The organism is Mycobacterium sp. ACS4054 (assembly GCF_001667275.1).
Classification (GTDB): domain Bacteria; phylum Actinomycetota; class Actinomycetes; order Mycobacteriales; family Mycobacteriaceae; genus Mycobacterium.
In genome coordinates this window covers 41,540-67,854 of record NZ_LZHV01000006.1, presented here as the reverse complement: position 1 = coordinate 67,854, position 26,315 = coordinate 41,540, and the positions used below count along the sequence as shown (strand labels likewise).

The 26,315-nt window shown below is 67.1% G+C and carries 30 protein-coding genes; 21 read left to right on the top strand and 9 right to left on the bottom strand.

Translation table 11 applies throughout. The annotated features are described in order from the left end of the window. From A5730_RS25050 to A5730_RS00940, 11 genes are all read left to right on the top strand, one after another. A partial coding sequence (locus A5730_RS25050) for a hypothetical protein (RefSeq protein WP_156745631.1) occupies positions 1-185 on the top strand: 185 nt, incomplete at its 5' end. Beyond that, complete coding sequence (locus A5730_RS00985; RefSeq protein ID WP_197506076.1) at positions 182-1,816, top strand: glycosyltransferase family 87 protein; 1,635 nt, start codon at positions 182-184, stop codon at positions 1,814-1,816. The genes A5730_RS25050 and A5730_RS00985, both read left to right, overlap by 4 nt. Beyond that, positions 1,813-2,454, top strand: a complete 642-nt coding sequence (locus A5730_RS00980) for a DJ-1/PfpI family protein (protein ID WP_067894342.1) — start codon at positions 1,813-1,815, stop codon at positions 2,452-2,454. Before A5730_RS00985 ends, A5730_RS00980 begins: the two co-directional genes overlap by 4 nt. Before the next feature lie 126 nt (positions 2,455-2,580). Beyond that, positions 2,581-2,871 carry a 30S ribosomal protein S6 gene (gene rpsF, locus A5730_RS00975; RefSeq protein WP_044509152.1) on the top strand — a complete coding sequence of 97 codons (291 nt, stop codon included), beginning with the start codon at positions 2,581-2,583 and terminating at the stop codon, positions 2,869-2,871. A gap of 112 nt (positions 2,872-2,983) precedes the next feature. Continuing rightward, complete coding sequence (locus A5730_RS00970) at positions 2,984-3,502, top strand: single-stranded DNA-binding protein (protein ID WP_067894339.1); 519 nt, start codon at positions 2,984-2,986, stop codon at positions 3,500-3,502. A 36-nt stretch (positions 3,503-3,538) separates the two neighbouring features. Next, positions 3,539-3,793 carry a 30S ribosomal protein S18 gene (gene rpsR / locus A5730_RS00965; protein ID WP_055399563.1) on the top strand — a complete coding sequence of 85 codons (255 nt, stop codon included), beginning with the start codon at positions 3,539-3,541 and terminating at the stop codon, positions 3,791-3,793. A gap of 42 nt (positions 3,794-3,835) precedes the next feature. Beyond that, the gene (gene rplI, locus A5730_RS00960) at positions 3,836-4,294 is read left to right on the top strand and encodes a 50S ribosomal protein L9 (protein ID WP_067820864.1); all 459 of its coding nucleotides are present in this window, start codon (positions 3,836-3,838) and stop codon (positions 4,292-4,294) included. Positions 4,295-4,823: 529 nt separating this feature from the next. Further along, a complete protein-coding gene (gene dnaB / locus A5730_RS00955; protein WP_067894335.1) occupies positions 4,824-7,202 on the top strand; it encodes a replicative DNA helicase in 2,379 nt (792 codons plus the stop codon). 96 nt (positions 7,203-7,298) lie between these two features. Further along, positions 7,299-7,811: a hypothetical protein gene (locus A5730_RS00950; protein ID WP_156745630.1), complete on the top strand. Its 513-nt coding sequence runs from the start codon at positions 7,299-7,301 to the stop codon at positions 7,809-7,811. A gap of 186 nt (positions 7,812-7,997) precedes the next feature. Beyond that, positions 7,998-8,993: a glycoside hydrolase family 6 protein gene (locus A5730_RS00945; RefSeq protein WP_156745629.1), complete on the top strand. Its 996-nt coding sequence runs from the start codon at positions 7,998-8,000 to the stop codon at positions 8,991-8,993. Positions 8,994-9,108: 115 nt separating this feature from the next. Further along, on the top strand, positions 9,109-9,963 hold the full coding sequence (locus A5730_RS00940; RefSeq protein WP_067894316.1) for a transglutaminase family protein: 855 nt from the start codon (positions 9,109-9,111) through the stop codon (positions 9,961-9,963). A gap of 20 nt (positions 9,964-9,983) precedes the next feature. On the opposite strand, the gene A5730_RS00935 is transcribed toward A5730_RS00940, so the two are convergent. Further along, entirely contained in the window at positions 9,984-11,015 is a 1,032-nt protein-coding gene (locus tag A5730_RS00935; protein WP_067894313.1) for a fused (3R)-hydroxyacyl-ACP dehydratase subunits HadA/HadB, read from the bottom strand. Positions 11,016-11,176: 161 nt separating this feature from the next. Here A5730_RS00935 and A5730_RS00930 point away from each other — a divergent pair, with 161 nt between their 5' ends. Next, on the top strand, positions 11,177-11,497 hold the full coding sequence (locus A5730_RS00930; RefSeq protein ID WP_067894379.1) for a DUF1330 domain-containing protein: 321 nt from the start codon (positions 11,177-11,179) through the stop codon (positions 11,495-11,497). 12 nt (positions 11,498-11,509) lie between these two features. Here A5730_RS00930 and A5730_RS00925 read toward each other — a convergent pair whose 3' ends face one another. Then, positions 11,510-12,337 (bottom strand): mycofactocin-coupled SDR family oxidoreductase, encoded by an 828-nt coding sequence (locus tag A5730_RS00925; protein ID WP_067894310.1) that lies wholly within the window; start codon positions 12,335-12,337, stop codon positions 11,510-11,512. Positions 12,338-12,440: 103 nt separating this feature from the next. After that, a complete protein-coding gene (locus A5730_RS00920) occupies positions 12,441-13,292 on the bottom strand; it encodes a LysR family transcriptional regulator (RefSeq protein WP_067894307.1) in 852 nt (283 codons plus the stop codon). A 156-nt stretch (positions 13,293-13,448) separates the two neighbouring features. Between A5730_RS00920 and A5730_RS00915 the strand changes: the two genes are divergently transcribed. From A5730_RS00915 to A5730_RS00900, 4 genes are all read left to right on the top strand, one after another. Continuing rightward, on the top strand, positions 13,449-14,405 hold the full coding sequence (locus A5730_RS00915) for a DMT family transporter (protein ID WP_067894371.1): 957 nt from the start codon (positions 13,449-13,451) through the stop codon (positions 14,403-14,405). Between the two features lie 69 nt (positions 14,406-14,474). Next, positions 14,475-15,707: a TetR/AcrR family transcriptional regulator gene (locus A5730_RS00910; RefSeq protein ID WP_067894306.1), complete on the top strand. Its 1,233-nt coding sequence runs from the start codon at positions 14,475-14,477 to the stop codon at positions 15,705-15,707. A 228-nt stretch (positions 15,708-15,935) separates the two neighbouring features. Continuing rightward, on the top strand, positions 15,936-16,160 hold the full coding sequence (locus A5730_RS00905) for a hypothetical protein (protein WP_067894305.1): 225 nt from the start codon (positions 15,936-15,938) through the stop codon (positions 16,158-16,160). 7 nt (positions 16,161-16,167) lie between these two features. After that, complete coding sequence (locus tag A5730_RS00900; RefSeq protein WP_067894304.1) at positions 16,168-16,497, top strand: hypothetical protein; 330 nt, start codon at positions 16,168-16,170, stop codon at positions 16,495-16,497. A 54-nt stretch (positions 16,498-16,551) separates the two neighbouring features. Here the strand turns inward: A5730_RS00900 and A5730_RS24870 are convergent, their stop codons facing one another. Both A5730_RS24870 and A5730_RS00895 read right to left on the bottom strand, forming a co-directional pair. Continuing rightward, positions 16,552-16,719 (bottom strand): hypothetical protein, encoded by a 168-nt coding sequence (locus A5730_RS24870; RefSeq protein WP_197281059.1) that lies wholly within the window; start codon positions 16,717-16,719, stop codon positions 16,552-16,554. Between the two features lie 71 nt (positions 16,720-16,790). Beyond that, entirely contained in the window at positions 16,791-17,483 is a 693-nt protein-coding gene (locus A5730_RS00895) for a class I SAM-dependent methyltransferase (protein WP_197506074.1), read from the bottom strand. 160 nt (positions 17,484-17,643) lie between these two features. Here A5730_RS00895 and A5730_RS00890 point away from each other — a divergent pair, with 160 nt between their 5' ends. Next, positions 17,644-18,066: a nitroreductase family deazaflavin-dependent oxidoreductase gene (locus tag A5730_RS00890; protein WP_067894299.1), complete on the top strand. Its 423-nt coding sequence runs from the start codon at positions 17,644-17,646 to the stop codon at positions 18,064-18,066. 278 nt (positions 18,067-18,344) lie between these two features. Further along, complete coding sequence (locus A5730_RS00885; protein WP_067894368.1) at positions 18,345-19,886, top strand: SulP family inorganic anion transporter; 1,542 nt, start codon at positions 18,345-18,347, stop codon at positions 19,884-19,886. 15 nt (positions 19,887-19,901) lie between these two features. Here A5730_RS00885 and A5730_RS00880 read toward each other — a convergent pair whose 3' ends face one another. Together A5730_RS00880 and A5730_RS00875 are read right to left on the bottom strand one after the other, a co-directional pair. After that, positions 19,902-20,375 (bottom strand): hypothetical protein, encoded by a 474-nt coding sequence (locus tag A5730_RS00880; protein ID WP_067894296.1) that lies wholly within the window; start codon positions 20,373-20,375, stop codon positions 19,902-19,904. A gap of 71 nt (positions 20,376-20,446) precedes the next feature. Then, positions 20,447-21,304, bottom strand: coding sequence for an LLM class F420-dependent oxidoreductase (locus tag A5730_RS00875; protein ID WP_067894293.1), 858 nt, complete (start codon positions 21,302-21,304; stop codon positions 20,447-20,449). A gap of 131 nt (positions 21,305-21,435) precedes the next feature. Between A5730_RS00875 and A5730_RS00870 the strand changes: the two genes are divergently transcribed. Further along, on the top strand, positions 21,436-22,473 hold the full coding sequence (locus tag A5730_RS00870; RefSeq protein WP_369829842.1) for a 2-hydroxyacid dehydrogenase: 1,038 nt from the start codon (positions 21,436-21,438) through the stop codon (positions 22,471-22,473). A 79-nt stretch (positions 22,474-22,552) separates the two neighbouring features. Continuing rightward, positions 22,553-23,374: a formate/nitrite transporter family protein gene (locus tag A5730_RS00865; RefSeq protein ID WP_067894288.1), complete on the top strand. Its 822-nt coding sequence runs from the start codon at positions 22,553-22,555 to the stop codon at positions 23,372-23,374. Positions 23,375-23,378: 4 nt separating this feature from the next. On the opposite strand, the gene A5730_RS00860 is transcribed toward A5730_RS00865, so the two are convergent. After that, positions 23,379-24,311 carry an LLM class F420-dependent oxidoreductase gene (locus A5730_RS00860; protein ID WP_067894286.1) on the bottom strand — a complete coding sequence of 311 codons (933 nt, stop codon included), beginning with the start codon at positions 24,309-24,311 and terminating at the stop codon, positions 23,379-23,381. 116 nt (positions 24,312-24,427) lie between these two features. On the opposite strand from A5730_RS00860, the gene A5730_RS00855 reads away from it, so the two are divergent. Then, positions 24,428-24,865, top strand: coding sequence for an ATP-binding protein (locus tag A5730_RS00855; RefSeq protein WP_067894285.1), 438 nt, complete (start codon positions 24,428-24,430; stop codon positions 24,863-24,865). Between the two features lie 7 nt (positions 24,866-24,872). Here A5730_RS00855 and A5730_RS00850 read toward each other — a convergent pair whose 3' ends face one another. Further along, positions 24,873-26,231, bottom strand: a complete 1,359-nt coding sequence (locus tag A5730_RS00850) for a wax ester/triacylglycerol synthase family O-acyltransferase (RefSeq protein WP_067894364.1) — start codon at positions 26,229-26,231, stop codon at positions 24,873-24,875. Positions 26,232-26,315 lie beyond the last annotated feature (84 nt).

Genomic DNA, 26,315 nt, shown 5'->3' with positions numbered 1-26,315 from the left:
TCATCCAGCCCACCATCGAGGTGGCGCCGGGCATCACGATCCCCGTCGGCCCGCCCACCACCATCACCAACGCCCCGCCCAGCCCGGGCGGAGGCGGGCCGGGCGGCCAAGGCGGGCCAGGCGGTCTTGAGCCGGGCGTCCCGCCGGGCGGCCCCCAAGCTCCCGCGCCGCAACCGCCGCCGTGACCGACGCCGAGCAGCGCATCTCTCCGCAGCGGCTGGCGGGCGATCTGCGTAGCGTCGACAACCGCGATTGCCCAAGCCGCACCGACGCGTTGGGCGCCGCGCTGGCTGAAGTCGTCGGGGGACCCGTGGGCAGGCACGCGCTGATCGGGCGCGCGCGGGTGATGACCCCGCTGCGGGTGATGTTCTTGATCGGCCTGGTGTTCTTGGCGCTCGGCTGGTCGACCAAGGCGGCCTGCCTGCAGAGCACCGGCACCGGAACGGCCGATCAGCGGGTCGCCAACTGGGACAACCAGCGCGCGTACTACGAGTTGTGTTACTCCGACACCGTCCCGCTCTACGGCGCGGAGTTGTTGAGCCAGGGCAAGTTTCCGTACAAGTCGAGCTGGGTCGAGACCGACGGCAGCGGCACCCCGCAGACCCGTTACGACGGCCGGCCGGCGGTGCGGTACATGGAGTATCCGGTGCTGACCGGGATGTATCAGTACGTGTCGATGGCGCTGGCCAAGACCTACACCGCGCTGACGAAGCTGGCCCCGATCCCGGTGGTCGCCGAGGTGGTGATGTTCTTCGACGTCGCGGCCTTCGGCCTGGCGCTGGCCTGGCTGGCGACCGTTTGGGCGACCGCCGGCCTGGCGGGACGCCGGATATGGGATGCGGCGCTGGTGGCCGCCTCGCCGCTGCTGATTTTCCAGATCTTCACCAACTTCGACGCGCTCGCAACGGCTTTCGCTATGGGCGGGTTGCTGGCGTGGGCGCGGCGCAAGCCGGTGCTCGCCGGCGTCCTCATCGGGTTGGGCGCCGCCGCCAAGCTCTATCCCCTGTTGTTCCTGGGCCCCATGGTGGTCCTGGCGATCCGGACGGGGCGGTATCGGGCGCTGGCACGGACCGCCGGGATGGCCGCGGCCACGTGGCTGTTGGTGAACCTGCCGGTGCTGGTGCTCTTTCCGCGCGGTTGGTCGGAATTCTTCCGGCTCAACACCCGGCGCGGTGACGACATGGACTCGGTGTACAACGTCGTGAAATCGTTCACCGGCTGGCACGGGTTCGATGCGAAGCTGGGGTTCTGGCAGCCGCCCACGGTGCTGAACGCCGTGGTCACGGTGCTGTTCGTAATCAGTTGTGCGGCAATCGCTTACGTGGCGCTCACCGCGCCGCAACGCCCGCGGCTCGCGCAACTGTTGTTCTTGGTGGTGGCGGTGTTCCTGTTGACCAACAAGGTGTGGAGCCCCCAGTTCTCGCTGTGGCTGGTGCCGCTGGCGGTGCTGGCCCTGCCGCATCGTCGGATCCTGCTGGCGTGGATGACCATCGACGCGGTGGTGTGGGTGCCGCGGATGTACTACCTGTACGGCAACCCGAACCGTTCGCTGCCGGAACAGTTCTTCACCACGACGGTGCTGTTGCGAGACGTTGCCGTCATTGCGTTGTGCGCGTTGGTGATTCGCCAGATCTACCGGCCCGACGAGGACCTGGTCCGCTGGGGCGGCCGGGTGGACGACCCGTCGGGCGGACCCTTTGACCGCGCCCCGGACGCCCCGCCCCGGTGGCTGCCGGACCGGCTGCGACCGACCGGCGCGCGCCGCGCGCCGGTCCCCGAAGCCGAGCCCGCGGTGCCGGTGGGAGTGGCGCCATGACCCTCATTGCCGTCCCGCTGTTCCCCCGGGTGACCGCGCTCGACGCGGTGGGCCCCTACGAAGTGTTGCAGCGCATCCCCTCGATCGAGGTGGTGTTCGTCGGTCACCGTCGGGGCGAGGTGCGCACGGAAAACAGGATGCTCGGGCTGAGCTGCGACGCGAGATTCGACGAAGTCAGCTCGCCCGACGTCGTGCTGTTCCCCGGCGGGATCGGGACCCGCCAGCTGATCCACGACGAGACCATCCGCGCATGGCTGCAGGCCGTGCACCCGACGACGACGTTCACCACGTCGGTGTGCACCGGAGCGTTGCTGTTGGCCGCCGCGGGCCTGCTCGACGGGCTGACCGCCACCACGCACTGGCGCGCCAGGGACCTGCTCAACGACCTGGGTGCGCGTTACGTGCCGGACCGCGTCGTCGAGCACCTCCCGCAGCGGATCATCACTGCGGCGGGCGTGTCCAGCGGCATCGACATGGCCTTGCGGTTGGTCGAGCTCCTGGTCGATCGGGAGGCGGCGCAGGCCGCCCAGCTGCTCATCGAATACGACCCGCAGCCGCCCTTCGACTCGGGCTCCCTCGCCAAGGCCGACCAGGCGACGATGGACCGGGCCACCGAATACCTGGACGCCCGGCAGTAGCCGGTTCGCCCGGATTTCTTTACTCACCCCGTCGTCCGGTAACCTGGTGCGGTTGCCGACGCAGGCGACCCTCCTGCCACGGATCGACCGTGGCCGTTTTAGACCAGAGGAGGTGGTGAGGTTTCCATGCGTCCATACGAAATCATGGTCATTCTTGACCCCACGCTCGACGAGCGGACCGTTGCCCCGTCGTTGGAGACGTTCCTGAACGTCGTCCGCAAAGACGGCGGAACCGTCGACAAGGTCGACATCTGGGGTAAACGGCGGCTGGCCTACGAGATCGCCAAGCACGCCGAAGGCATCTATGTGGTCGTCGACCTGAAGGCGGAGCCGGCGACGGTCTCCGAGCTCGACCGCCAGCTGAGCCTCAACGAGTCGGTATTGCGCACCAAGGTGATGCGCACCGACAAGCACTAACACCCATGGCTGAGTCGCGGGCCCACCGTCGGTGGACTTGCGTAGGCTCAGCGAGGATACGTGCCATTCACCGTCGGAGAAGCGAGTAGCAGGGCGGAACGAGGAGGAAACTGTGGCTGGTGACACCACTATCACCGTTGTCGGGAATCTGACCGCCGACCCCGAGTTGCGGTTCACCCCGTCCGGTGCCGCCGTCGCGAATTTCACCGTGGCGTCGACACCGCGGATCTACGACCGCCAGAGCGGGGAGTGGAAAGACGGCGAGGCGCTCTTCCTGCGATGCAACATCTGGCGGGAGGCGGCCGAGAACGTCGCCGAGAGCCTCACTCGCGGGTCGCGGGTGATCGTCACCGGCCGGCTCAAGCAGCGGTCCTTCGAGACGCGCGAAGGCGAGAAGCGCACCGTCTTCGAGGTCGAGGTCGATGAGATCGGGCCCTCGCTGCGGTATGCCACCGCCAAGGTCAACAAGGCGAGCCGCAGCGGCGGCGGTGGCGGTGGTGGCGGCTTCGGCGGCGGCGGCGGATCCCGTCAGGCATCGGCACCGGCGAGCAGCGCACCCGCCGACGACCCGTGGGGCAGCGCCCCGGCATCCGGGTCCTTCGGCGGCGGCGACGACGAACCGCCGTTCTAAGAACTTCAACTGTAAGAAAAGGAAAGAAAGACAGTCATGGCCAAGTCCAGCAAGCGACGTCCGGCTCCGGAAAAGCCGGTCAAGACGCGCAAGTGTGTCTTCTGCGCGAAGAAGGACCAATCGATCGATTACAAGGACACCGCACTGCTGCGCACCTACATCAGTGAGCGCGGCAAGATCCGGGCGCGCCGTGTCACCGGCAACTGCGTGCAGCACCAGCGCGACATCGCGATCGCGGTGAAGAACGCCCGCGAGGTGGCGTTGCTGCCCTTCACCTCCTCGGCGCGATAGCCGGCGCATTCATTTAGGACCCAAGCGAAAGTACGAACAACGATGAAGCTGATTCTGACGGCCGACGTCGACCACCTCGGTACCGTCGGCGACACGGTCGAGGTCAAAGACGGGTACGGCCGCAACTTCCTGCTCCCGCGCGGCCTGGCGATCCTCGCCTCGCGCGGCGCTCAGAAGCAGGCCGACGAGATCCGCCGGTCCCGCGAGAGCAAGGCCGTGCGCGACCTCGGTCACGCCAACGAACTCAAGACCGCGATCGAGGCGCTGGGCCCCGTCCAGCTGCCGGTGCGGACCGCGGCGGACTCCGGGAAGCTGTTCGGCTCCGTGACGTCCGGTGACGTCGTCGCGGCCATCAAGAAGGCCGGCGGCCCGAACCTGGACAAGCGGATCGTCCGGCTGCCCAAGTCGCACATCAAGGCCGTCGGCACCCACCCGGTGTCGGTGCACCTGCATCCCGAGGTCGACGTCCAGGTCGCCCTCGAGGTCGTCGCGGAGAGCTAAGCCTCCGACGTTTGCTCTTTCCCGGCGGTGGCCACTATCGGCCGCCGCCGGGCTCAGTTGTGCTGCGGGCGCCCGCCCGCTTCGCGCGGCGGATGGTCGCGGACGGCCGCCCTAGCGAACAATTGCTGCGGTGTATCCCGCCGACCCTATTTACCGGCCCGTAACGCTGCCAAAATGTGGCCGAAAGCCAACACGCCCGGCGCAGTAACCTGCGACGACACGCCGTAGAGATTCTTGTCCACACGAATTTCGTCGCGTTACATGGCCCTTAACAGCAGTGATGTCAGGGCCCCTTGAATTCATACACAGGTTCTCCACACCCCACTCAACACAGGTGTCGACGGATATGCACACACGATGCACAGGTTCATGAACAGCGCCCCTTTCACCTACTAGCCAGCAACGTCTAACGTCGTCCCGGCGCGAGGCGTGCGAGTGCTGTGGGACGGAAGTGTCGGCTCCTTGACTTACGCTGACGAGAGCGATTTTCGAATGTACGTTCGGGTGCGTGGTAGGGGAGGAGGGATGCATGGCGGTCGTCGATGACTTGGCGCCGGGCATGGATTCACCCGCGCCCAGCGAGGACTTCGGCCGTCAGCCCCCGCAGGACATGGCCGCCGAGCAGGCGGTGTTGGGCGGCATGCTGCTGAGCAAGGACGCCATCGCCGACGTACTCGAGCGGCTGCGCCCCGGCGACTTCTATCGCCCCGCGCACCAGAACGTGTACGACGCCATCCTGGACCTCTACGGCCGCGGCGAGCCGGCCGACGCCGTGACGGTCGCCGCGGAACTCGACCGCCGCGGGATGCTGCGCCGGATCGGCGGCGCGCCCTATCTGCACACCCTGATCTCGACCGTGCCCACGGCCGCCAACGCGGGCTACTACGCCACCATCGTCGCCGAGAAGGCATTGCTGCGCCGGCTCGTGGAGGCGGGCACGCGGGTGGTGCAGTACGGCTACGCCGGGGCCGAGGGTGCCGACGTGGCCGAGGTGGTCGACCGGGCGCAGGCGGAGATCTACGAGGTGGCCGACCGGCGGACGACGGAGGACTTCGTTCCGCTGGAGGATCTGCTGCAGCCGACGATGGACGAGATCGACGCCATCGCCTCGAACGGCGGCGTCGCACGCGGGGTACCGACCGGCTTCACCGAGCTCGACGAGGTGACCAACGGCCTGCACGCCGGGCAGATGATCATCGTGGCGGCCAGGCCTGGAGTCGGGAAGGCGCTCGCGTTGGACACGCTGCTGCCCACGCCGTCCGGCTGGACGACGATGGGTGAGGTCGCGGTCGGTGACGAGCTGCTCGGCGACGACGGGCGGCCGACGCGGGTGGTGGCCGCCACCGAGGTGATGCTCGGGCGGCCCTGCTTCGAGGTGGAGTTCTCCGACGGGACCGTGATCGTCGCGGACGCGGCGCACCAGTGGCTGACCGAAACCCGCGCATCCCGCAAGTCGGCGCAAGCCGCGGCGGTGGGCTACCACCGCTATAAGAATCAGCGCACGTTTGCGGCCGTGCGAACGACGGCCGAGATCGCCGGCAGCCTGCGCTGCGCCACTCTAGACCGGCGACTGAACCACAGCGTGGTCAACGCGCGCGCCCTCGATCTCCCGGACCGTGAATTCCTGGTACCGCCTTATACTCTCGGCGCCTGGCTCGGGGATGGCACCAGCGCGGCGGCGCAGATCACCGTGGCCGATCCCGAGATCATCATGCGTATCGAAGCGGACGGATTGGTGACGACGTTGCAGGCGCGACTCCGAACGCTCGGCGTGCTCGGTAACAAGCACATTCCCGTGGACTACTTGCGGGGTTCGGAGACACAACGGCGAGCCCTGTTCGCCGGCTTGCTCGACACCGACGGAACCGTAACGGCGGGCGGAGCCGTCCAATTCTCGGTCACCAACCAGCGGCTGGCGTGCGATGTCGCCGAACTGATCGTCAGCCTGGGCTATCGCTGCCAAACCTCGACCAAGCGCGTCCGGGGCCGCCGCGAGTCGTCCAGCGTCGCCTACACCCTGACGTTCTCCACCGACGACGCGGTATTCGCGTTGCAGCGAAAAGCCCTGTTGCACAAGGAGCGTCGGGCCGCCACTGGAACCGCGCGCTCGGGCTCACGCTTCATTGTGGACGTCCGGCCGATCGAGACCGTTCCCGTGCGTTGTGTCGAAGTGGACAACCACAGCCACATGTATCTGGCGAGCCAGGCAATGGTTCCTACCCATAACTCCACCCTCGGGCTGGACTTTTTGCGGTCGTGCTCGATCAAGCACCGGATGGCCAGCGTCATCTTCTCGCTGGAGATGAGTAAGTCCGAGATCGTGATGCGGCTGCTCTCCGCCGAGGCGAAGATCAAACTCGCCGACATGCGGTCGGGCCGGATGAACGACGACGACTGGACCCGGTTGGCCCGGCGGATGAGCGAAATCAGCGAGGCGCCACTGTATATCGACGACTCGCCGAACCTGACCATGATGGAGATCCGCGCCAAGGCGCGCCGGCTGAAGCAGAAGGCCGACCTGCGCCTGGTCGTGGTCGACTACCTGCAGTTGATGTCGTCGGGCAAGAAGGTCGAGTCGCGGCAGCTGGAGGTGTCCGAATTCTCGCGCCAGCTCAAATTGCTGGCCAAGGAGCTCGAGGTTCCCGTGGTCGCGATCAGCCAGCTGAACCGCGGTCCCGAGCAGCGCACCGACAAGAAGCCGATGCTGTCGGACCTGCGTGAGTCGGGGTCGCTGGAGCAGGACGCGGACATGGTCATCCTGCTGAACCGGCCCGACGCGTTCGAGCGGGACGATCCGCGCGGCGGCGAGGCGGACTTCATTCTGGCCAAGCACCGCAACGGCCCGACCAAGACGGTGACCGTCGCGCACCAGCTGCACTTGTCGCGCTTCGCCAACATGGCGCGGTAGGCGAAATACAAATCCCCAGCTGAAATTCGCTTGTCGGGGATTGATCGACCGATTTGCGCTCATTCTGATGCGCTGCCGATCATTAGAGTCGGCAGGGTGAACACTCCTTCGAACTCCGGTGCGAACGGAAATCCTTGGATCAAACGTGCACGCGTGCTGTTCTTTCAGTACGACGGCTCCCAGTTCTATATGTCGCGTGACGGTGTTGAACAGGAGTATCTAGACTGCGCCGTCCCAGGCGAGCTCGAAGCGAGTTGGCGCCGAGAGTTGACGGCGGCCAAATTGGCGCGGCTCGACCAGCCTGGCAACTGGTCGACGTTGGACTATCTGCATCACCACAACGACACTCGATATCTTCACCTGGTAGAGCGCACTGAACCACTTGGGAAATTCTGGGAGCGCTTTGCCTATTTGGAATCACTTCTCAAATACACGCAGCAATGCGCGGCGTCGTATCGGATAGACGAGATCCGAAACGCGATCCGAATGGCGCTCGCTAAAGCCGAAGAACTCGGGGCCAGGGGTGCCCCGGACGAGGAACTACGCGACCGGGTGCAACAGCTCATCGAAACTGCCCGCCGAATGCTGGCGCAACAAGAACAGCGTTGACTGCGTTGCGTGAAGGGTGATTGGGAATCCAGGCTGGTCCACGGTCGTGCCCGACGGGGAGTTTGATTGGTGTTCGGTGGGCCGCACTGCGCTGTCCCCGGTCAATCTGTGCTGTATCGCGACGGGCCTTCGGCCATGCCGGACCCGGATTCGCGCCCGATACCTCGAAGCACTAACTTTCCTGTCGTGATGTCCTCGGCTGCCGGCGCTCTCGCGCGCTGGATCGCTCCCTTCCTGACCGTTGCGGCCATCGGCTTCGTGGGTATGTCCACCGGCGCGCCGCACGCCCCGACGATGCGACTGGTCGCCGACGGCAACCCGTTGGCCGGCGCGCCGTTCTACGTCAACCCCAACTCGGCGGCCATGCGCGCCGCGCAGAGCGCCGATCCGCCGAGCCCCGAATTGACCGCCATCGCCAACACGCCGCAGGCCTACTGGATCGTTCCCGGAGGTTCGGCAGCCACCGTCGGGAAGTACGTCGGCGACGCGAACGCCGCCGGCGCCATCCCGGTACTGGCGCTCTATGGCATCCCCCACCGCGACTGCGGCAGCTTCGCCGCGGGCGGCATGGGGTCGGGCGCGGACTACCGCGGCTGGATCGACGGCATCGCCTCCGGCGTCGGCGCCTCGCGGGTGGCGATCGTCGTCGAACCCGACGCGCTCGCGATGGCCGACTGCTTGTCGGCAGATCAGCGTCAGGAACGCTACGACTTGATTCGCTACGCCGTCGACACGCTCACCAAGGATCCGAACGCCGCGGTCTACGTCGATGCCGGTCATCTGCGTTGGCACACCCCCGAGGACATGGCCGGCCGGCTGAATCAGGCCGGTGTCGCCCACGCGCGGGGCTTCAGTGTCAACACCGCCAACTTCTTCACGACCGAGGACGAAATCGGTTACGGCGAAGCCATTTCGGGGCTCACGAACGGTTCACACTACGTGGTCGACACGTCCCGCAACGGTGCCGGGCCGGCGCCCGACTCCGAGCTCAACTGGTGCAATCCCAGCGGCCGGGCGCTGGGCACCCCGCCCACCGCGTCGACCGCGGGTGCGCACGCCGACGCCTACCTGTGGATCAAACGACCCGGTGAATCCGACGGATCCTGCGGCAAGGGCGATCCCGCGGCGGGCACCTTCGTCAGCCAATACGCCATCGACCTCGCACACCGGGCGGGCCAGTAGTCGAGGCGGCTGCCGGCGAGCGCCAAAGGCGTTCGTGCGGTAAGAAAGTGCGTATACGGAAGCCCTGCCAAGCAGCGAGCGGGATTCGACCGGCTTCGACGAGAAGGCTTGAGTTATGCCCGCATGGAGACACCGCAGCGCCACCACCGAGAGCAGGACGACCGACGCCCGCCGCAGCGTCGGCGTCGAGATCGAAGTCGAGGTCACCGAAGCGGCGGTGCTGGATTTCCAGGTCGCGGTCAGCAGCCAGCCGGGCATCGATGTGAGCGAATCCCTCAGGATCACGCGAAACGGCAAGGCACTGAAACCGCGAGAGGTTATCGGCCCGCATGAGTCGCGCATCCACGTCGTGGCGGCCGACAAAGGAACCGTCACGGTCTCGTACTCGGCGACGGTGACCGGGCAGGCCGACCCCGCGCCGGTGAACGACATCGACGCCATCACGTATCTGCGCCCGAGCAGATACGCCGAGGCCGACAAGTTCTTCGGTTTCGCCGCAACCGAATTCGAGCAGTACGCCACGTCGGTGACCTTGCTGGAGAAGGTCTCGTCTTGGGTCGGCACCCGGCTCAGCTATGTCCCGGGATCCAGCGATCCGATCGACGGGGCCACCGACACCTTGCTTGCGGGCGCTGGTGTGTGCCGCGACTATGCCCATCTGGTCATCGCGTTGCTGCGCGCGGTCAATGTCCCGGCGCGACTGGTCGCGGTATACGCGCCGGGGTGCCATCCGATGGACTTTCACGCCGTGGCCGAGGCGTTGATCGATGATGTGTGGCGCGTCGTCGACGCGACGTGCCTGGCGCCCCGACAGTCGATGGTGCGGATCGCCACGGGCCGCGATGCCGCCGACACCGCATTTCTCGACAACCATGGGGGCGCGATCACCGTGCAGAACATGGCCGTCACCGCGGTCGTCGACGGTGAGCTACCCAGGGACTCGGTCGAGCAACTCGTCAGTCTCGGGTAGCGGCTGTTCGCCGCCGTCGTTCAGCGGAAGCGGATTTCCGCCGTTGCCAGCCCGAAGATCTTCCTACCACCGGACTTTGCGACGACGATGACCGCACCGGCCCGGGTAGCCGGGTCCAGCGACTTGATCCGGCCGCTGTATTCGATGTCTGCACCGTCGGTGGCCGACACGATCGCGGGCTGGGCCAGCCGCACCGCATAGCGGGTCACCGCGCCGGGGTCGCCCGACCACGCGGAGATGAACGCGGCGCCCAAACCCATGGTGAGCATTCCGTGGGCGATCACGTCGGGCTGGCCGGCCAGCTTGGCGACGTTCTCGTCCCAGTGCAACGGATTGGCGTCGCCGGCGACACCGGCATAGTTCACCAGGTCGCCGCGGGACAGACGGGCGTGGTGCACCGGTAGCTCGTCGCCGACTTTCAGGTCATCGAAGCACGGAGTGCCCGGGATGCGGTCCGAACCGCCTCGGGCGATCCGAACATCACTCGCCGGGCGCACGGTCTTCCGATACGCCGCTTCCGAGGTGTCGATTCCGGTGAGGTTCACGTCGTGCATCACCACGTTCTTCGCGGCCACCAGCATGGACGGATCGACATCGTCCGCAGTGACACCCACGACGGTGGTGTGCATAGTGTGCACCCGCTCGCCCGCGGAGTCGGTGAACGTGTTGGTCACGGTGATCAGGTCACGGCCAGCGACTCTGCGGACCGACGAGAGTTCGACGTCGGTGTGCAATTCGTCGCCGGCCACGATCGGCCGGTGCTGCTCGAAGACTTCTTCGGTCTGCAAATACATGTCGTAACCGACGACGACCGATTCGAACAGCTGGCGATTGGCGACCATGCCCGGGATCGCCGTGAACGTCAGCGGCGCCACCAGCCCCGAATATCCCAGCTCCGCGGCGGCCGCGACGTCCCAGTGCGCCGCGTGGTAGTCCTGGACAGCCCGGGCGTACTCCCGCACCTTCTCTCCGGAGACCCGGTACGGTTCGTCGACCGGGTAGTAGTGGCCCACGCGGGATTCGAGCGTCGACGTTTCGGCTGGTGCGGTCATGAATTAGCTCAACATTTCTATCGACCGGTTCGCTGCGGCCGACCAAGGCACCCTAACGCGCAGAGACCCGCGACCATCGACGCGGGCGGTCGGCGAGCTGCGCGAACCGGGCAGAGGCGACGGCCCGCCGGCGCGCACGCGGCCACGTAATGTCGGTGACCATGACCGTCTATGCCTTGAATCTCTTCGATGTGGCCGACGCCGACGAGTACCGCGCCTACTCGCGACGATCTCCCGCGGAGGTGGCGAAGCACGGCGGCCGGGTAGTCGCACTCGGTGGTTTCCAACACGCGGTCCTCGGCGACATCACTCCGCGGCAGGTGCTGATTCTGGTGGAGTGGGAATCGCGAGAGGCCTTCGACAACTATTGCAACGACCCGGAGCTTGCCGACCTGCATCCGCACCGCGAGAACGGGTCATCGGCATACATCTGGCACCTGTTCGACCGCCTGGACGACCTGAGGCCGCTACTGAATCGGTAATCGCCGATCGTCTCAGATCTTCAAGTAGCCCTTATCGGCGGGGATTTGGGCGGCCGTGACCAACGACGACGCGTCGCTGGCAAGCCACACCACGATGTCGGAAATCAGGTCCGGAGAAGCCAGCGAATCGGTCGGCAGCGCGCCGGGCGAGAAGCTGTGGATGTACTGCGGATGATCCTGGAAGACCTGATACATCGACAGGTCGTTGCCCATCGGGGTGTCGGTGCCATACGGGTGCACCGAGTTGACGCGGATGCCGAATTCGCCGAGCTCGACGGCCAACGAGTTGGTGAGCCCGACGACGCCGAACTTGCTGGCGCAGTAGTGCCCGCAGCCCGGGACCGCCTTGATTCCCGCCGCGGAACTGATGTTGATGATCGATCCGCCATTGCTGGCCGTGATCATCGCCGGGACAACGGCTTTCATGGTGTTCCACAACCCGGTCAGGTTGGTGTCGATGGTCTCCTGCCACTGCTGGGCCGAAATCTCCCATAGCCGGCCCCAATTCAGCACGCCGGCATTGGCCACCACGATGTCGAGCCGGCCGAACTGCTCGATCGCGTTGGCCACGACCCGCTGCTGGCCCACCAAGTCGCGGACGTCGACTTCGTCGGCGAAAATCTTGCGGCCCTCGCCCTCGACCAGGCTGACCGTCTCGGCCAGGTCCTCGGGAAGGGCCGGGGGATAGCCGTTGTGTTGTGCGACCGGTGCGCAGGCGTCGATTGCGACGATGTCGGCGCCGGCCCGGGCCAGCCGGACACAGTGGGAACGGCCCTGGCCGCGGGCGGCCCCGGTCACGTAGGCGACTCTGCCGGCCAGTGGGGCGACGGGATCGGTCATGCCGACGGCTCCTCTTCGTGCGGCGCGGGCCGGGCGGGGCCAGCGAGTGAATGACTGAAATTCAATGCCTTGGCCGTCCGGATATCAACCGCGGCGCCGACGGCTACTCCGCGGCGGCGAGCACGTCACGCACCGCGTCGTCGACCGTGCTCAGCACGTCCGGGTCGATGCCGGCGCGGCCGCGCACCAGAACCGATGCGTTATTGGCGGGTGGCAGACCCTCGGCGGGGCACAGGCCGTCGGGCAACCTCCCGATCATCGGCAGCAGCGCCACCCCCAGACCCGACCGCACCGCCGCATACAGCCCGGACAAGTCGCCGCACTCGGCGGCGATGTCATAGGCGATGCCGTTGTTTTCGAGGATGGCGAACGCCGGTTCACGCAAGGTACACGGCTCGGAGAAGACCACCAGCGGGAGTGGTTCTCGTGCCGGGACGGCCAAGGCGCGCGCCGAAATCCATTGCAGCCGAACGAGTCCGGACGCGTGGGCGCGGTCCAGGCCCGCGCCGTCGAGCATGATCGCCAAGTCGACCAGCCCGCGTTCGATCGAATCGGCCAGGGAGACGTTGCGGTCGAGCCGGAAGCGCACCCGACGATCGGGCAGCCGCTCCCGCAGCACGGTGGTCAGCCCCGCCAGCATCACGTCGGCGCCGTGCTCGGTGGCGCCGATCGTCAGCAGCTTGGGTTCGGTGGCCCCCAGGTCGTCGAGCGCGGTGTCGTGAGCGGCCAATATCGCGCGGGCATGCCGCAACGCCTTGAGCCCAATCTCGGTGAAGACGATGCCGCGCCCGGAGCGTTCGATCAGGGGCTCGCCGACCACCGCCTCGACTCGGCGCAGATGCTGGCTGACCGCGGACTGACTCAGGTGCAGGGCGGCGGCGGCGCGGTGAAATCCGCCACAGTCGGCGACCGCGACAAGGCTGCGCAGCGGCGCGATGTCCAGCACTTGGGCCATAGTCAGCACGATAGTCCGATCAGCATTCTCGATCAATCGTGCCGATAGGTGAACCGATTTCGGCGCCAGGACTCAAGGACTGATAAGAGAACGCGATCGATCCCGATCAGCAATATTCGTTGGACGCCGGCGGTCGTCTGGGCCAGCATGGGTCGCATGGAGCTACCGCGCATGCCGCTGACGACCGCGTCGGCGGTGACGTTCTTCTACGCGCTCGGTTACCCGATCGGGGTCCTGGCGGTGACCGCGATCACCCCCATGGCCGCGTTGGTCCTGCGATTCGGTTTGGCCACAACGGTTTTGGTTATTTGGGCGCTGCTGGCGAAGGCGCCCTGGCCGCGGGGAGCGCAGTTGGGTCACGTCGTGGTGGTCGGCCTGCTGATTCAAGCGGTGCAATTCTGTTGCCTCTACGAGGCCGTTCAGCTCGGGTCGCCGGCTGTGCTGTGTGCGGTCGTGATCGCGATGAACCCGGTCGTCACGGCCATCCTGGCCGCCGCGTTCTTGCGCGAACCCCTTGGCCCGCAACGGGTGGCGGCGCTCGCGATCGGGGTAGTCGCGGTGCTCGCCGCATGCGCCAGGCGGCTGGCGAGCACCCACGGGATCGACCCGGTAATCGTGCTGCTTGGCGTTGCGCTGCTTGGCCTTTCGGCCGGCGGCGTCTACCAGCAGCGCTTCTGCTCGGGCGTCGACTTCCGCACGACGAGCGCGATGCAGAATGCGGTCGCACTGATCCCCGCGGCGGCGCTGGCGGTCGCCACGCCGTTCACCGTGCACGACGTCCGGCAGGCGGTGATCGCGGTCACCGCCATGGTGCTGCTCAACGCGACGCTGGCGGTGAGCCTCTACGTGCGCGCCATCAATGCCCATGGCGCCGCGGCGGTGGCCATGCTGTTCGCCGTCATCCCCGCGGTCGCCGGGGTGCTGGCATGGCTCATGCTCGGCCAGCGGCCCGACGCCGGTGTCGCCGCCGGGCTGGTCCTGGGCGGCGTCGCCTGCTGGCTCAACGGCAGGGCCGCCCGCCCGCGCCGTGCGGCGCCGGAGGTCCCGGAACTGGGGGTGTCCCCCCTGGGCCAGCGAATTCCTGCCGCGGCACCCTCGTGTTCTGGAAGGTAGCGCTCGGGTCGGAAAATCCGGTCAGCCACCCGGCCACTTCCCGCGCACGCTGCGGCTACGGTGATCTTTATGCCGTCGACCAGCCGCGCCTCCGCAAAGCCGGTAAAGCGACGTCCCAAAGACCGCAAGGCACAGATTGCGCGGGCGGCCGCCGACGCGTTCAGCGAGCTCGGCTATCACGCGGTCAGCATGGAGAACATCGCGGCCCGGGTCGGGGTCTCGGCGGCGGCGCTGTACCGGCACTCGCAGGGCAAATACGACCTGTTCCGGTCCGCTGTCCTGGCGCTAGGTCAAGAGCTCGTCGACGCCACCGAGTTCGCCGACCAGCCGCCCGACAACGCCGATCCCGAGGAGTCGCTGCGTGCTCTGACCGAAGCGCTGATCGACACCGCCATCGCCAACCGCACCGCCGGCGGACTCTATCGGTGGGAAGGCCGTTACCTGCTCGGTGCGGACCAGGAATTGCTGGCCGAGCAGGTCAGGCTGGTCAACCGGCGCCTGCAACGCCCATTGGTCAGGCTCCGGCCCAAACTGCGGTCGCGGCAGCGGTGGGTGCTTTCTGCCGCGGCGCTGAGCGTGATCGGCAGCATCACCGACCATCGCTCCCGGCTCGGCAACGGTGAGATCCGGGCGACCTTGGCCGATATCTCCGCGGCCGTGTTGAGGGCTGACGTGTCCGACCCGCCGGCGACCGCAGCGGAATCCCCACGGGCAACGACGATTACGAGTGCGGCCGGTAGCTACGAATTGCTGCTGCACGAATCCATCCGGCTGTTCGACGAACGGGGCTACCGCGAAACCGGCATGGAGGACATCGCGGCCGCCGTCGGCATACCGGTGGCCAGCATCTACCAATACTTCCCGAGCAAGTCCGCGATCTTGGCGGTCTCATATCGGCGCGGCGCGGACCAGCTTTCCAGCGACCTGACCACCATTCTGGCCGCGGGCGGCGATCCGGAGCGCTCGCTGACGCAACTGATCGACGCCTTCGTCGCGCGGTCGTTAGCCAATCCCGAACTGGGCCGCGTGTACTACACGGAGCGTCACAACCTGCCCGACGCCGACGCAGTGCTGCTCTACAACATTCACCGCTCGACGGTGGAGTCCTGGGCCCGACTGGCCGTAGCCGCGCGGCCCGGCCTAACGCTTGGCCGCGCGCGATACGCCGTACACGCCGCCTTCGCCCTGGCCGTCGACATCGGCCAGCTCGTGATCCACGGCCCGGGCCAATACGCCCGTGAGACGGTGCGCCGGCTGATGGAGATCACCTTGCTCGGCGGGTCAGCCCCAACCAAGGCTTGATCCGCTGCGGGTCGGGCCACGCTTCGCCCGGAACGGTGCTGCACATCGCAGGCCCACCCTGTGCGCGGCCAGCGCACCGCGCTGCCTTGAAAGCGATGCCGCCCAGGCCAATCTCCGGATCGACGCAGCGATCGGGCGGCGCTCAATACCGACGAGCGCTATCAAATACGTCGAACGACCGTTAACATAATAAGCTCCGACCACGCTTCCGTGCGAAAGGCACGCCCGATGCTCAACAAGATCCGCCGCCTATTGGACTACCAGTTGACCGTCGCTGAGCTGCTGGGACTGGCCGTCCTGCTCGGCACGCCCTATCTGATCGTCGGGGTGATCTGGTCGTCCACCCACACGGCGCACCTGCGCGACATGCACGGCCTCGATTTGGTGGTGTCGTTTCTCGGGTCGATCGTGTCGTGGCCCGTGCTGATCTTCGCGAACGTGTGCATGACGTAGGAACGACATGACCAAACGCGGATCCCTGGTTGCCGCCGCGGCCGTACTGGCTTTGGCAGGCGGGCTTTTCGCCCTGCGCTTCCCCGTCTTCATCGACGCCTACGACCAGTTCGGTTGGCAGGTCAAATGCGGCAGCGGCTTCACGACGGATTTGATCCAGGCGTCGAGCGCCGACCAGGCCGTCAGCGCCCCCAGCTCGAACTATGTCGGCCAATGCGGCACCGCGCTGATGATGCGTCGCCTGTGGGCGATTCCCCTGGCGGCACTGGGGGGCCTGGCGTTGACGGCGCTGACGACGTCGGCGCTCGCCCACGACCGCCGGAAGATCAGCACCTGACGGCAATCACCGGATCATGAGCTGGCTCAACGGATTCCGAGCCCCCCGATCACCCTATCGCGTGCTCTCGTCGGGGAGGTCACGCCGGGACTGGTGCAGTCCCGGCGCATCCGGGTCGTCGTCCTGGTGCTCCAGCTGTTCCTGCAACTTGCGCTGTTCCTCGGTCGCCTCTCTGGCGTCCTCGGGTGCGGGCGGCGGGTCGAAATTCACTTGCTGGTCCACGTGAGATCCCCTCTGACTTGTCGCTCCAGTCAGGATCTCCCGAATGGCCGGTGGCGAAACCTTGCGAGCCCCTACGCGCCGAGATGCGCGGACAGCAGCCAGGCCCCCACCGACTTGCGGCCGTTGCCCTCGTCGCGAATGTCGGCCCCGCCAAAGGCCTGGAAGCCCGCCAGGAAACTGTCGGGCACGTTCGCGTGTATCCGCGCGGGGCGGATCTCGTCGATCACCCAGTACTTGGAGACGACGCCGCGCAGCTCGTCCTCGGTGACGGCGTTGACCGGGCCGTCGGCGGGCATGCCCGCGCGGTCGAAGACCAGCACGAAGTAGGAGGCACCCGGCTCGGCGGCGCGCACGATCGACTGCTGGTAGCCCTCGCGCAGCTCGACGGGCATCGAGTGGAAAAGAGTGCTGTCGACGATGGTGCCAAAGCGTCCGTCGTACCCGCCGAAGGCGCTGATGTCGGCAACGTCGAAGGTGGCAGTGGTCAGGCCCCGCGCGGCGGCCTTCTCGCGTGCCAGCTTGATGGCGGTGGGCGACTGATCCAGGCCCACCGTGGTGAAGCCGCGTTCGGCCAGGAACAGCGATACCGCCGCCTCTCCGCAGCCGGCATCGAGCACGTCGCCGTGGAACTTGCCGGCCTCGATGAGCGCCGCGATCTCCGGTTGGGGCTCGCCGATGCTCCACGGCGGCCGATTGCCCTCGCCCATCTCGGGGGCTTCGCCCCGGTAGGCGGCTTCAAACATTTCGTGAGTCGACTGAGACATGCCACCTTTATATCAATCTCGCTGAGATATGTCAACTAGCCTGATATAACCCGACAGGCAGGCTACTTCAGGGTGGCCGCCAGTTAGTTAGCCCATTTAAGCGACCGTGCGGCGCTGCGCGGCGGGGTGACTGCAGCGCGACGACGTGTTGAGATCGGGTATGGCCGACGACGTCGAACTGAGCCCGCGGGACTGGGTACGCGAGCAGACCGAGAAGATTCTGGAGCAGGGCACGACCGACGGGGTGGAGATTCTCGATCGGCCGGTAGTTCTGGTGACCGTGACCGGAGCAAAGTCCGGCAAAAAGCGCTACGTGCCACTGATGCGCGTCGAGAGCGACGGCCGTTACGCCATGGTCGCCTCGAAGGGGGGCGCCCCGGCGCATCCCTCGTGGTACTTCAACATCAGGGCCAATCCGGAGGTAACGCTGCAGGACGGCGACAGGGTCCTCGCGCTTAGGGCTCGCGAGCTCGAGGGATCCGAGCGCGAGCAGTGGTGGCAGCGCGCGGTCGACGCCTACCCTCCCTACGCCGAGTACCAAACCAAGACCGCAAGGCAGATACCGGTTTTCGTTCTGGAATAGGTCCGCTGCGCCCCAATTGATTTCATTTCAAGCGCGCACCGAAAACGGCGATATCCAGCTGTAGCAGAACATTTGCATTCGCTATGCGCAGGGCTCGTCGGGTTGCCACTCAGGTGGCGCCCCCATACCTTCGGTAGGCATGGGCCAGGCACGCCCCAAAGAACAATGACGTTCGTGGCGAGTGTATTCGCTTGTGTCGCCGTATATTTCAGTGCGCTAACCGGCATGTTACGGACAGATCTCCGAGGGCGCCGTCATGCCTGATGCAGGAGGGGTCGATGCAACACGCCGAAAAGGTTGATCCGACTCGATTCGGCGGCTTGCGCGCGGCTATCTCGTACGACTTGCCGTCCTCGTTGGTGGTTTTCCTGGTGGCGCTTCCCTTGTCGCTGGGGATCGCGATCGCCTCGGATGCCCCGGTGCTGTCCGGCTTGATCGCGGCGATCGTCGGGGGCATCGTCGCCGGGTGCCTCGGTGGGTCGCCGTTGCAGGTCAGTGGACCGGCTGCCGGGCTGACGGTGATTGTCGCCGACCTGGTCGCCCAATTCGGCTGGGGAATCACATGTTTGATCACCGTGATAGCCGGAGCGCTCCAAGTCGTGTTGGGCATCAGCCGGATCGCGCGGGCCGCCCTGGCGATCTCGCCGGTGGTGGTGCACGCAATGCTGGCCGGGATCGGAATCACGATCGCGCTGCAGCAGGCGCACGTATTGCTCGGTGGTGAATCCCAGAGCTCGGCATGGACGAACGTTGTGGGGCTGCCCGCACAGATCGCCGGCGCCCACCGGCCGGGCCTCGCGCTGGGCCTACTGGTCATCGCCATCCTGATCGCGTGGCGTTGGGCGCCGGCCCGGCTCGCCAAAATCCCCGGTCCACTCGTCGCCATCGTCGTCGCGACGGTGCTCTCAATCACGTTGCCGTTCAATGTGTCCCGGATCAGGCTGGAGGGCTCGGTGCTGGATGCGCTGCAGCTGCCGGAACTTCCGCACGGCAATTGGGGAGCCGTCGTGATCGCGGTGATCACCGTGACGCTGATCACCAGCGTCCAGAGCCTGCTGACTGCGGTCGCGATCGACCGCATGCACAATGGGCCGCGCACCGACTTCAACCGCGAGCTGATCGGCCAAGGCGCGGCGAACATGGCGTCGGGCGCGATCGGCGGCCTTCCCATTGCCGGTGTCATCGTGCGTAGCGCGGCTAATGTCAACGCGGGCGCCAAGACTCGCGCGTCGACGATCATGCACGGGTTCTGGATTTTGGCGTTTGCCGTGCCTTTCGCCGGGCTGGTCGAACAAATCCCCACCGCTGCCCTCGCCGGCTTGCTCATCGTCATCGGCATCGAACTGCTGAAACCCGCACACATCGAAACCGCGCTGCGCAACGGCGATCTCGCCGTCTACCTGGCGACCATCGTCAGCGTTGTCTTCCTAAACCTGCTGCACGGCGTGATGATCGGGCTGGCCGTGGCGGTCGTCGTCACCGGATGGCGGGTGGTTCGGGCCAAGGTGGAAGCCAAGCCCGTGGGGGACGAATGGCATGTGGTCATCGAAGGCGCCTGCACGTTCCTGGCCCTGCCCCGGCTGACGGGCGTGCTCGCAACGATTCCCGAACGCACCCGGGTGACCGTCCACCTGGTGGCCAACTACCTCGACCACGCCGCGCACCAAGCGATCGGCGACTGGCAGCGTCGGCACTGCGCCACGGGCGGCGAGGTCACGGTCCACCACGGACCGATGGAACCCTTTGGGCGCGTGGATGAGTCGTCGAGGGTCGGGCGTCGCGCGGCCCACCTCAGCCTGGTGGACGCGGACGCGGGTTAACCCACGTCGGCCGGCTCAGGATGCGTAGGCGGTGCCCTGAGGCAACAGGTGCCGGCGAACGAGCTTGTGCCACCGCCGTTGCCGGTACCGGAAAATGCCGGTCGCGACCCTCGCCACGACGGCGGTCGCGGGCCCCGCGTCGATTTCGACCGTGTCGCTGTACCGGCACGAGTGCCCGTCGATCGGTTCGACGTGCAGCGTGTGATTCCACGCCCGGAGAATTCCGCCGTGCTCGTGGGTGCGAACCGTTCCCTCGGCCTCGTCGATGCGCACGATCTCGATCGTGTGCCGGTACGCCGGTAGCAGATGAAAGGCGAACAGCAACGCCGTCCCGCGCTCGCCCAACCGCAGCGGCTCCGCTCGGCCGCTCAACGCCGGGATGCCGAACAGGCCTTTGCAGACGTAGAGGAACGTGACGGGGGAGAGCATGGCCGCCCACACCCGGTCGGCCGTAGTGGGTAGGACCGTTTCGAGGTGGACGGTGCGCATCACGCCTCCGGCAGTAGTTAGGGTGTCCTAAGTATGCCTGGTGGGCGCGCGGTTGGCCACCTCCCGGGTCCCTATCTCGCGTCGGCGGCGAGGAGCTCCAGCACCGCGAGGTGTTCGTCGACGGTCGCGAGCCCGGCGTTCATGGTGTTGACCGACACGTGGGTGGCACCGGCGGCGCGCCAGCCCGCGATGTGGGCGGCGACCTTGTCGCGATCACCGGACCAGGTGACCCGGCCTTCCATCCCGAGGCCGGCCGCGTCCCGGCCGGCGGCCGCGGCCGCGCGTTCCACCTGCTCGCGCGCGTGCTCCAAGCCGGGCCCCGGAGCCGTCATCGGGAACCACCCGTCCGCGAGCCGTCCCGCCCGTTCCAGGCCGCGGTCGGAGGCCGCGCCGATCCAGACGGGAATGGGCCGTTGGTTGGGCAGTGGCGCCAGCCCCGCCGCGGTCACCGCGTGGTACTTCCCGTCGAAGGTGACCGATCGTTCGGTCCACAACCGGCGCATCAGCTCGATCTGTTCCTCGGAGCGTCTGCCCCGATTGGTGAACCTTTCCCCAAGCGCCTCGTATTCGACTGCGTTCCAGCCCAATCCGACGCCGAGCCGGAACCGGCCGCCGGTCAGCAGGTCGACCTCGGCGGCCTGCTTGGCCACCAACGCCGTCTGTCGCTGCGGCAGGATGATGACCCCGGTGACAAGTTCGAGTGAGGTGATTGCGGCCAGGTAGCCGAACATGACGAACGGCTCGTGAAATGTCGAATCGATGTCGTACGGGCCGTCCCAGCCTTGGTGGACTTTTGGGTCGGCGCCCACGACGTGGTCGTAGGCGAGGATGTGGGTGAATCCGAGGCCTTCGACGCCCTCGCCATACGCGCGGACGACCGCGGGGTCACCGCCGAGCTCGGTCTGCGGGAACACAACTCCGATGCGCATTCGTCGTTCAACCAAGCCATCGCCGGATTGCTTCCCACGCGTAACGGGAAAAGATTTGGGACGGTGCCGTCTTCGCGCCTCTCGGCAAGTGGTCGCTCGAAGCGACGGTTCTCAAGGTGGTACCCGGGGGAATGCCCGACACCGTCGCGGAACATAACGGCGCCCGCCGCTCGAATATTTCGCCGACACTCGATGATGGACGGGTGACGACGAAAAAGATCAGCAGCGCGGTGCGGGTCGGCAAGTTCGAGCGGACATTCGACGCCGAGCTGGCCGCGCGCTACGACATCCCGAAGCTGCCCGACGGCCCCGGGCGGGCCGACTTTCTTGCCGAGCACGGGGCCGAGTTTCGTGTCGTGGTGACTTCGGGGCCGCCCGGCGTCGATGCCGAAACCATCGCGGCGCTGCCGAACCTGGAGGTGATCGTCAACAACGGCGCCGGGGTGGATCTGATCGATCTGCCGGCGGCGCAGCGCCGCGGCATCGGCGTCAGCAACACGCCCGACGTGCTTTCGGACACGGTCGCCGACACCGCCCTGGGCCTGATCCTGATGACCCTGCGCCGGTTCGGCGCCGCCGACCGCTACGTGCGGGCGGGTAGATGGGTCCGCGACGGCCCGTTCCCGTACGCCCGCGATGTCAGCGGCCTGCAGGTCGGGATCTTGGGTCTGGGCCGCATCGGATCGGCGATCGCAACCAGGCTCCTCGGATTCGACTGCGCGATCGCCTATCACAACCGCCATCGCATCGAGGGCTCACCGTTTCGCTACGCCGCGTCGCCGCTGGAGCTGGCCGAGTCGGTCGACGTTCTCGTCGTGGCCACCACGGGCGACCCGCACACTCGCCATCTGGTCGACCGCGGCGTCCTCGAGGCGTTGGGGCCACAGGGTTACCTCGTCAACATCGCGCGCGGCAGCGTGGTCGACCAGGAGGCGCTGGTGGAGTTATTGGTCGGCGGGGGCCTGGCTGGAGCGGGGCTGGACGTCTTCGTCGACGAACCACACGTCCCGACCGAGCTGGTGGACCTGGACAACGTCGTGTTGTTTCCGCACATCGGCAGCGCCACCGCGCGCACGCGCCGGGCGATGGCGCTGCTCGCCATCCGCAATCTGGACAGTTACCTGCAAACCGGTGAGCTGGTGACGCCCGTGCTTCGACCGCGGCGGTGAATCCCCGAGCGGCCGGCTCCTGTCAGATGTCTCACACGGATGGTCGAGCATCCGAATAACGGGTATCAGGCCATCCACCATGAGCCACACCACCCAGCGCCAGCTCGGCCAGACCGACAGCCCGATCGAGGACGAGCTCGAGGACGCCTTCGGCAGGATGCTGAGCGAGGGCACCCAGCGGCTGCACCGCACGTGGCGCGGCGTCCTGGTCACCGGGTTTTTCGGCGGCACCGAGGTGGGGATCGGCGTGCTCGCCTATCTGTCGGTGCTGGACGCCACCCACCGGCCGCTGCTGGCCGGCCTGGCATTTTCGATCGGCTTCCTGGCCCTGCTGCTGGGCCGCAGCGAGCTGTTCACCGAGGGCTTCATCATCCCGGTGGTGACCGTGGCCGCCAGGCGGGCCAATTTCCGCCAGCTGGGCAAACTCTGGGGCGGCACCATGTTCGCCAACCTCGTCGGCGGCTGGGTGATCATGTGGCTGATCATGACCGGCTTCCCCGAGTTGCACGCGCAGACCATCGAATCCGGCACCCACTTCGCCACCGCCCCGCTGTCCGGGCAGAGCATGGCGCTGGCGATCCTCGGCGGCATGGTCATCACGCTGATGACCCGGATGCAGCATGGCACCGATTCCGTGCCCGCCAAGATCGCGGCGGCCGTCGCCGCCGCCTTCCTGCTCGCGGGGCTGCGGTTGTTCCATTCGATCCTGGACTCGTTGCTGATCTTCGGCGCGCTGGTCACCGGGGATGCGCCGTTCGGTTACCTGACCTGGCTGGGTTGGTTCGGTTACACCGTGTTGGGCAACATGATCGGTGGGCTGCTGTTCGTGACGCTGCTACGGCTGCTGCGCAGCAAGGACCGGCTCGAGGAAGAACGCGCCGACGCGCAGTCCGTTCAGTAGAGCGTCAAAGCAGTTGCGGCATAACCTCGCTCGCGAGCAACTCCAGGTGCGCGAGATCGGTCAGGTCCAGCAGTTGGGTGTACACGCGCCGCACGCCGATCTCCCGCCAGGCGCCCAGCTTGTCGACGATCTCGGCGGGCGTGCCGACCAGCGGGCTGTTCGAACGCAGCTCGTCGAGCTCGCGCCCGATCGCCGCGGCGCGGCGGGCCACTTCGGTGTCGTCGCGCCCGGCGCAGAGCACGAACGCGCTGGAGTAGGTCATCGAGTCGTCGGATCGGCCGACCGCGGCGACCGCTTGCGCCACGCGCTGATACTGCTTCTCGGCCACGTCGATCGGCGCGAACGGAATGTTGAATTCGGCCGCGTAGCTCGCCGCCAAGTGCGGGGTTCGCTTGGCGCCGAGGCCGCCGATGACGATCGGCGGATGCGGGCTCTGCACCGGCTTGGGGAGCGCCGGTGAACCGGTGATGGTGTAGTGCTTGCCGGCGTAATCGAAGGTGTCACCCGGCTGCGTGGTCCACAGCCCGGTGACGATGGCCAGCTGTTCGCTGAGCCGATCGAACCGCTCACGCAGCGGCGGAAAGGGAATGCCGTACGCCAGGTGCTCTTGTTCGAACCAGCCGCTGCCCAGACCGAATTCGACGCGGCCGCCGCTCATCTCGTCGACCTGCGCCACCGCGATCGCCAGCGGGCCGGGGTGCCGAAATGTTGCGGAGGTCACCAGGGTGCCCAGCCGGATGCTCGACGTTTCCCGGGCGATCGCCCCGAGCGTCACCCAGGAATCGGTGGGCCCCGGCAGGCCGTCGCCGCTCATCGCCAGGTAGTGGTCGGACCGGAAGAACGCCGCAAAACCCAGCTGCTCGGCGGTCTGGGCCACGGCGACCTGTTCGGCGTAACCGGCGCCCTGCTGTGGCTCGATGAATGCGCGGAATTCCATGCCGATCCTTCGTATCTCGTTGTTATGCAGCCTGATTCCGAACCTGTACCCGCCTGTGGCCAAAGCGAGACGCCGAACGGGTTAGCATCCCCGGCGCAACTGGGTATGCCCTGAGCATGGCCTCACTCCCTCCACCCATCGTTGTCACTCCCGCGCGATTGACCTGCGCCGGCGCCGCCGACGCGGTCACCGCGGCGCAGTTGCGCCGCGCCCTGCGCCGGTGGCTTCAGGAGGCGACCCTGGCTCCGGCGGAGGTTCGCGACGACATCATTCTGGGCGTCAACGAGGCGCTGGCCAACTGCGTCGAGCACGCGTACCGCGCCCACGACTCGGCCGGGACCATGAAATTGCAGGCGAGCCACGACGCCGCCACCCAATCGGTGAGCGTGTGCGTCAGCGACCGCGGATCGTGGCACCCCCCGTCGCCGCGGCGGCTCAGCGATCCGCGGCGGTCCCGCGGCATCATGTTGATGCACGCGCTCGCCGACCACTGCACCATCACCGCGCGCCCCAACGGCACGACGGTGTGCCTGGACTACACCACCAGGCCCTAGCCGCCGCTCACACGCCGACGGCGCGTTCCAGGTCCTTGAGTGAGGTCTCGAGGTGACCCAGCAGCCGCTGCAGGTGCGGGACGCTGCGGCGGCAGCCGACCAGGCCGAAGTCGAGGTTGTCGGCGTTGTTGGTCACCGTGATGTTGACCGCCTGACCGTCCAACGGGATGGACAGCGGGTAGTTGCCGTCCAACCGCGCGCCACGCCAGTACAGCGGCTCGGAGGGACCGGCCGAGACGTTGGAGATGACGATGTTGAACGGCGGTGACGCCGCGGACAGGTAGCCCGGGATCAGCCCGAAGAACAGGCCGCCGATGTTGAACGCCGACAGGGCCAGTTGCTGCACCGGCGGCAGTTGCTGGAAGACCTCTTTGGTGTCGCGGATCGACGTGCTGACGATCTCGAGCCGCTTCGCCGGGTCGTCCAGGTCGGTCGCCAGGTTGCACAGGAAGGTGCCGACCAGGTTGCCGCCGCGGTCGTCGTCGGCCTTGCGGAGATTGACCGGCACCATCGCGGTCAGCGGGGAGTCGGGCAGGGCGCCCTGCTCGAGGAGGTAGGCCCGCAGGGCCCCGGAGCACATGGCCAGCACGACGTCGTTGACCGTCACCCCGGCCGCCGACTTCACCGCTTTGATCCGGTCCAGCGACCAGGACTGCGCGGCCACCCGGCGGGCGCCGCCGATGCGGACGTTGAACATGCTCCGCGGGGCCCGGAACGGCAGCGTCAGTTGCTGTTCGAGCAGCGCCGCCCGCGTCAGTTTCAGCGTGGACGGCGCCAGGGCGAGCGCCGACCCCGCGGTGCGGCCCACCCGATCCAGCAGTGACGGACGCTTGTGGTCCCCGCCGCGGTTGCGCGGCCCGAGGCTCCACGGGACGCGCACCTCGTCGTCGCCGGGGTCGGGGGTGAAGGCGCGTTGCACCAGCCGCATCGCGGACACGCCGTCCATCAAGGAGTGGTGGTACTTCGTGTAGACCGCGTACCGGCCATCCTGCAGGCCCTCCACCAGGTGGGCCTCCCACATCGGCCGGTGCCGGTCGAGCAGGCTGCCGTGCAGCCGGGAAACCAGCTCCAACAGGTCGCGGACCCGGCCGGGCTCGGGCAGGGCAGAGCGGCGCAGGTGGTAGTCGAGTTCGACGTCTTTGTCGAACGACCACGCGAGGTTGGTCAGGCCGCCGAAGAAGGCCGGGTGCTTGCGGAACGTCGGTTGCACGTCGGTGCACTCGAGCATGGCCTGATAGGACTCGCGGACGAAGTGGGGCCCGGCGTCCTTCGGCGGCTCGAAGAGTTGCAGCGACCCCACATGCATCGGGTGTTCGCGGGATTCGCCGATGAGGAACAGCGCATCGGTCGGCGATATCGGTTCCATGGTCAGCCCCATTCCTTTCGCTGCGCCGGCGAAGCGGCACACACCCATCTCCTAGTAGCCGAAGTGCGCCCTTGCTAATCAGCC

Coding starts and splice junctions, on each gene's coding strand:
- A5730_RS00935 (WP_067894313.1), bottom strand. CDS start 11,015: ATGACCGCACCAGCCGAAACGTCGACGCTCGAATCCCGCGTGGGCCAC.
- rpsF (WP_044509152.1), top strand. CDS start 2,581: ATGCGTCCATACGAAATCATGGTCATTCTTGACCCCACGCTCGACGAG.
- A5730_RS00980 (WP_067894342.1), top strand. CDS start 1,813: ATGACCCTCATTGCCGTCCCGCTGTTCCCCCGGGTGACCGCGCTCGAC.
- A5730_RS00895 (WP_197506074.1), bottom strand. CDS start 17,483: ATGTCTCAGTCGACTCACGAAATGTTTGAAGCCGCCTACCGGGGCGAA.
- A5730_RS00930 (WP_067894379.1), top strand. CDS start 11,177: ATGACCGTCTATGCCTTGAATCTCTTCGATGTGGCCGACGCCGACGAG.
- A5730_RS00850 (WP_067894364.1), bottom strand. CDS start 26,231: ATGGAACCGATATCGCCGACCGATGCGCTGTTCCTCATCGGCGAATCC.
- A5730_RS00910 (WP_067894306.1), top strand. CDS start 14,475: ATGCCGTCGACCAGCCGCGCCTCCGCAAAGCCGGTAAAGCGACGTCCC.
- A5730_RS00890 (WP_067894299.1), top strand. CDS start 17,644: ATGGCCGACGACGTCGAACTGAGCCCGCGGGACTGGGTACGCGAGCAG.
- dnaB (WP_067894335.1), top strand. CDS start 4,824: ATGGCGGTCGTCGATGACTTGGCGCCGGGCATGGATTCACCCGCGCCC.
- A5730_RS00905 (WP_067894305.1), top strand. CDS start 15,936: ATGCTCAACAAGATCCGCCGCCTATTGGACTACCAGTTGACCGTCGCT.
- A5730_RS00875 (WP_067894293.1), bottom strand. CDS start 21,304: ATGCGCATCGGAGTTGTGTTCCCGCAGACCGAGCTCGGCGGTGACCCC.
- A5730_RS00870 (WP_369829842.1), top strand. CDS start 21,436: ATGCCCGACACCGTCGCGGAACATAACGGCGCCCGCCGCTCGAATATT.
- A5730_RS00885 (WP_067894368.1), top strand. CDS start 18,345: ATGCAACACGCCGAAAAGGTTGATCCGACTCGATTCGGCGGCTTGCGC.
- A5730_RS00865 (WP_067894288.1), top strand. CDS start 22,553: ATGAGCCACACCACCCAGCGCCAGCTCGGCCAGACCGACAGCCCGATC.
- A5730_RS00940 (WP_067894316.1), top strand. CDS start 9,109: ATGCCCGCATGGAGACACCGCAGCGCCACCACCGAGAGCAGGACGACC.
- A5730_RS00920 (WP_067894307.1), bottom strand. CDS start 13,292: ATGGCCCAAGTGCTGGACATCGCGCCGCTGCGCAGCCTTGTCGCGGTC.
- rpsR (WP_055399563.1), top strand. CDS start 3,539: ATGGCCAAGTCCAGCAAGCGACGTCCGGCTCCGGAAAAGCCGGTCAAG.
- A5730_RS00915 (WP_067894371.1), top strand. CDS start 13,449: ATGGAGCTACCGCGCATGCCGCTGACGACCGCGTCGGCGGTGACGTTC.
- A5730_RS00855 (WP_067894285.1), top strand. CDS start 24,428: ATGGCCTCACTCCCTCCACCCATCGTTGTCACTCCCGCGCGATTGACC.
- rplI (WP_067820864.1), top strand. CDS start 3,836: ATGAAGCTGATTCTGACGGCCGACGTCGACCACCTCGGTACCGTCGGC.
- A5730_RS00900 (WP_067894304.1), top strand. CDS start 16,168: ATGACCAAACGCGGATCCCTGGTTGCCGCCGCGGCCGTACTGGCTTTG.
- A5730_RS00860 (WP_067894286.1), bottom strand. CDS start 24,311: ATGGAATTCCGCGCATTCATCGAGCCACAGCAGGGCGCCGGTTACGCC.
- A5730_RS00925 (WP_067894310.1), bottom strand. CDS start 12,337: ATGACCGATCCCGTCGCCCCACTGGCCGGCAGAGTCGCCTACGTGACC.
- A5730_RS00880 (WP_067894296.1), bottom strand. CDS start 20,375: ATGCGCACCGTCCACCTCGAAACGGTCCTACCCACTACGGCCGACCGG.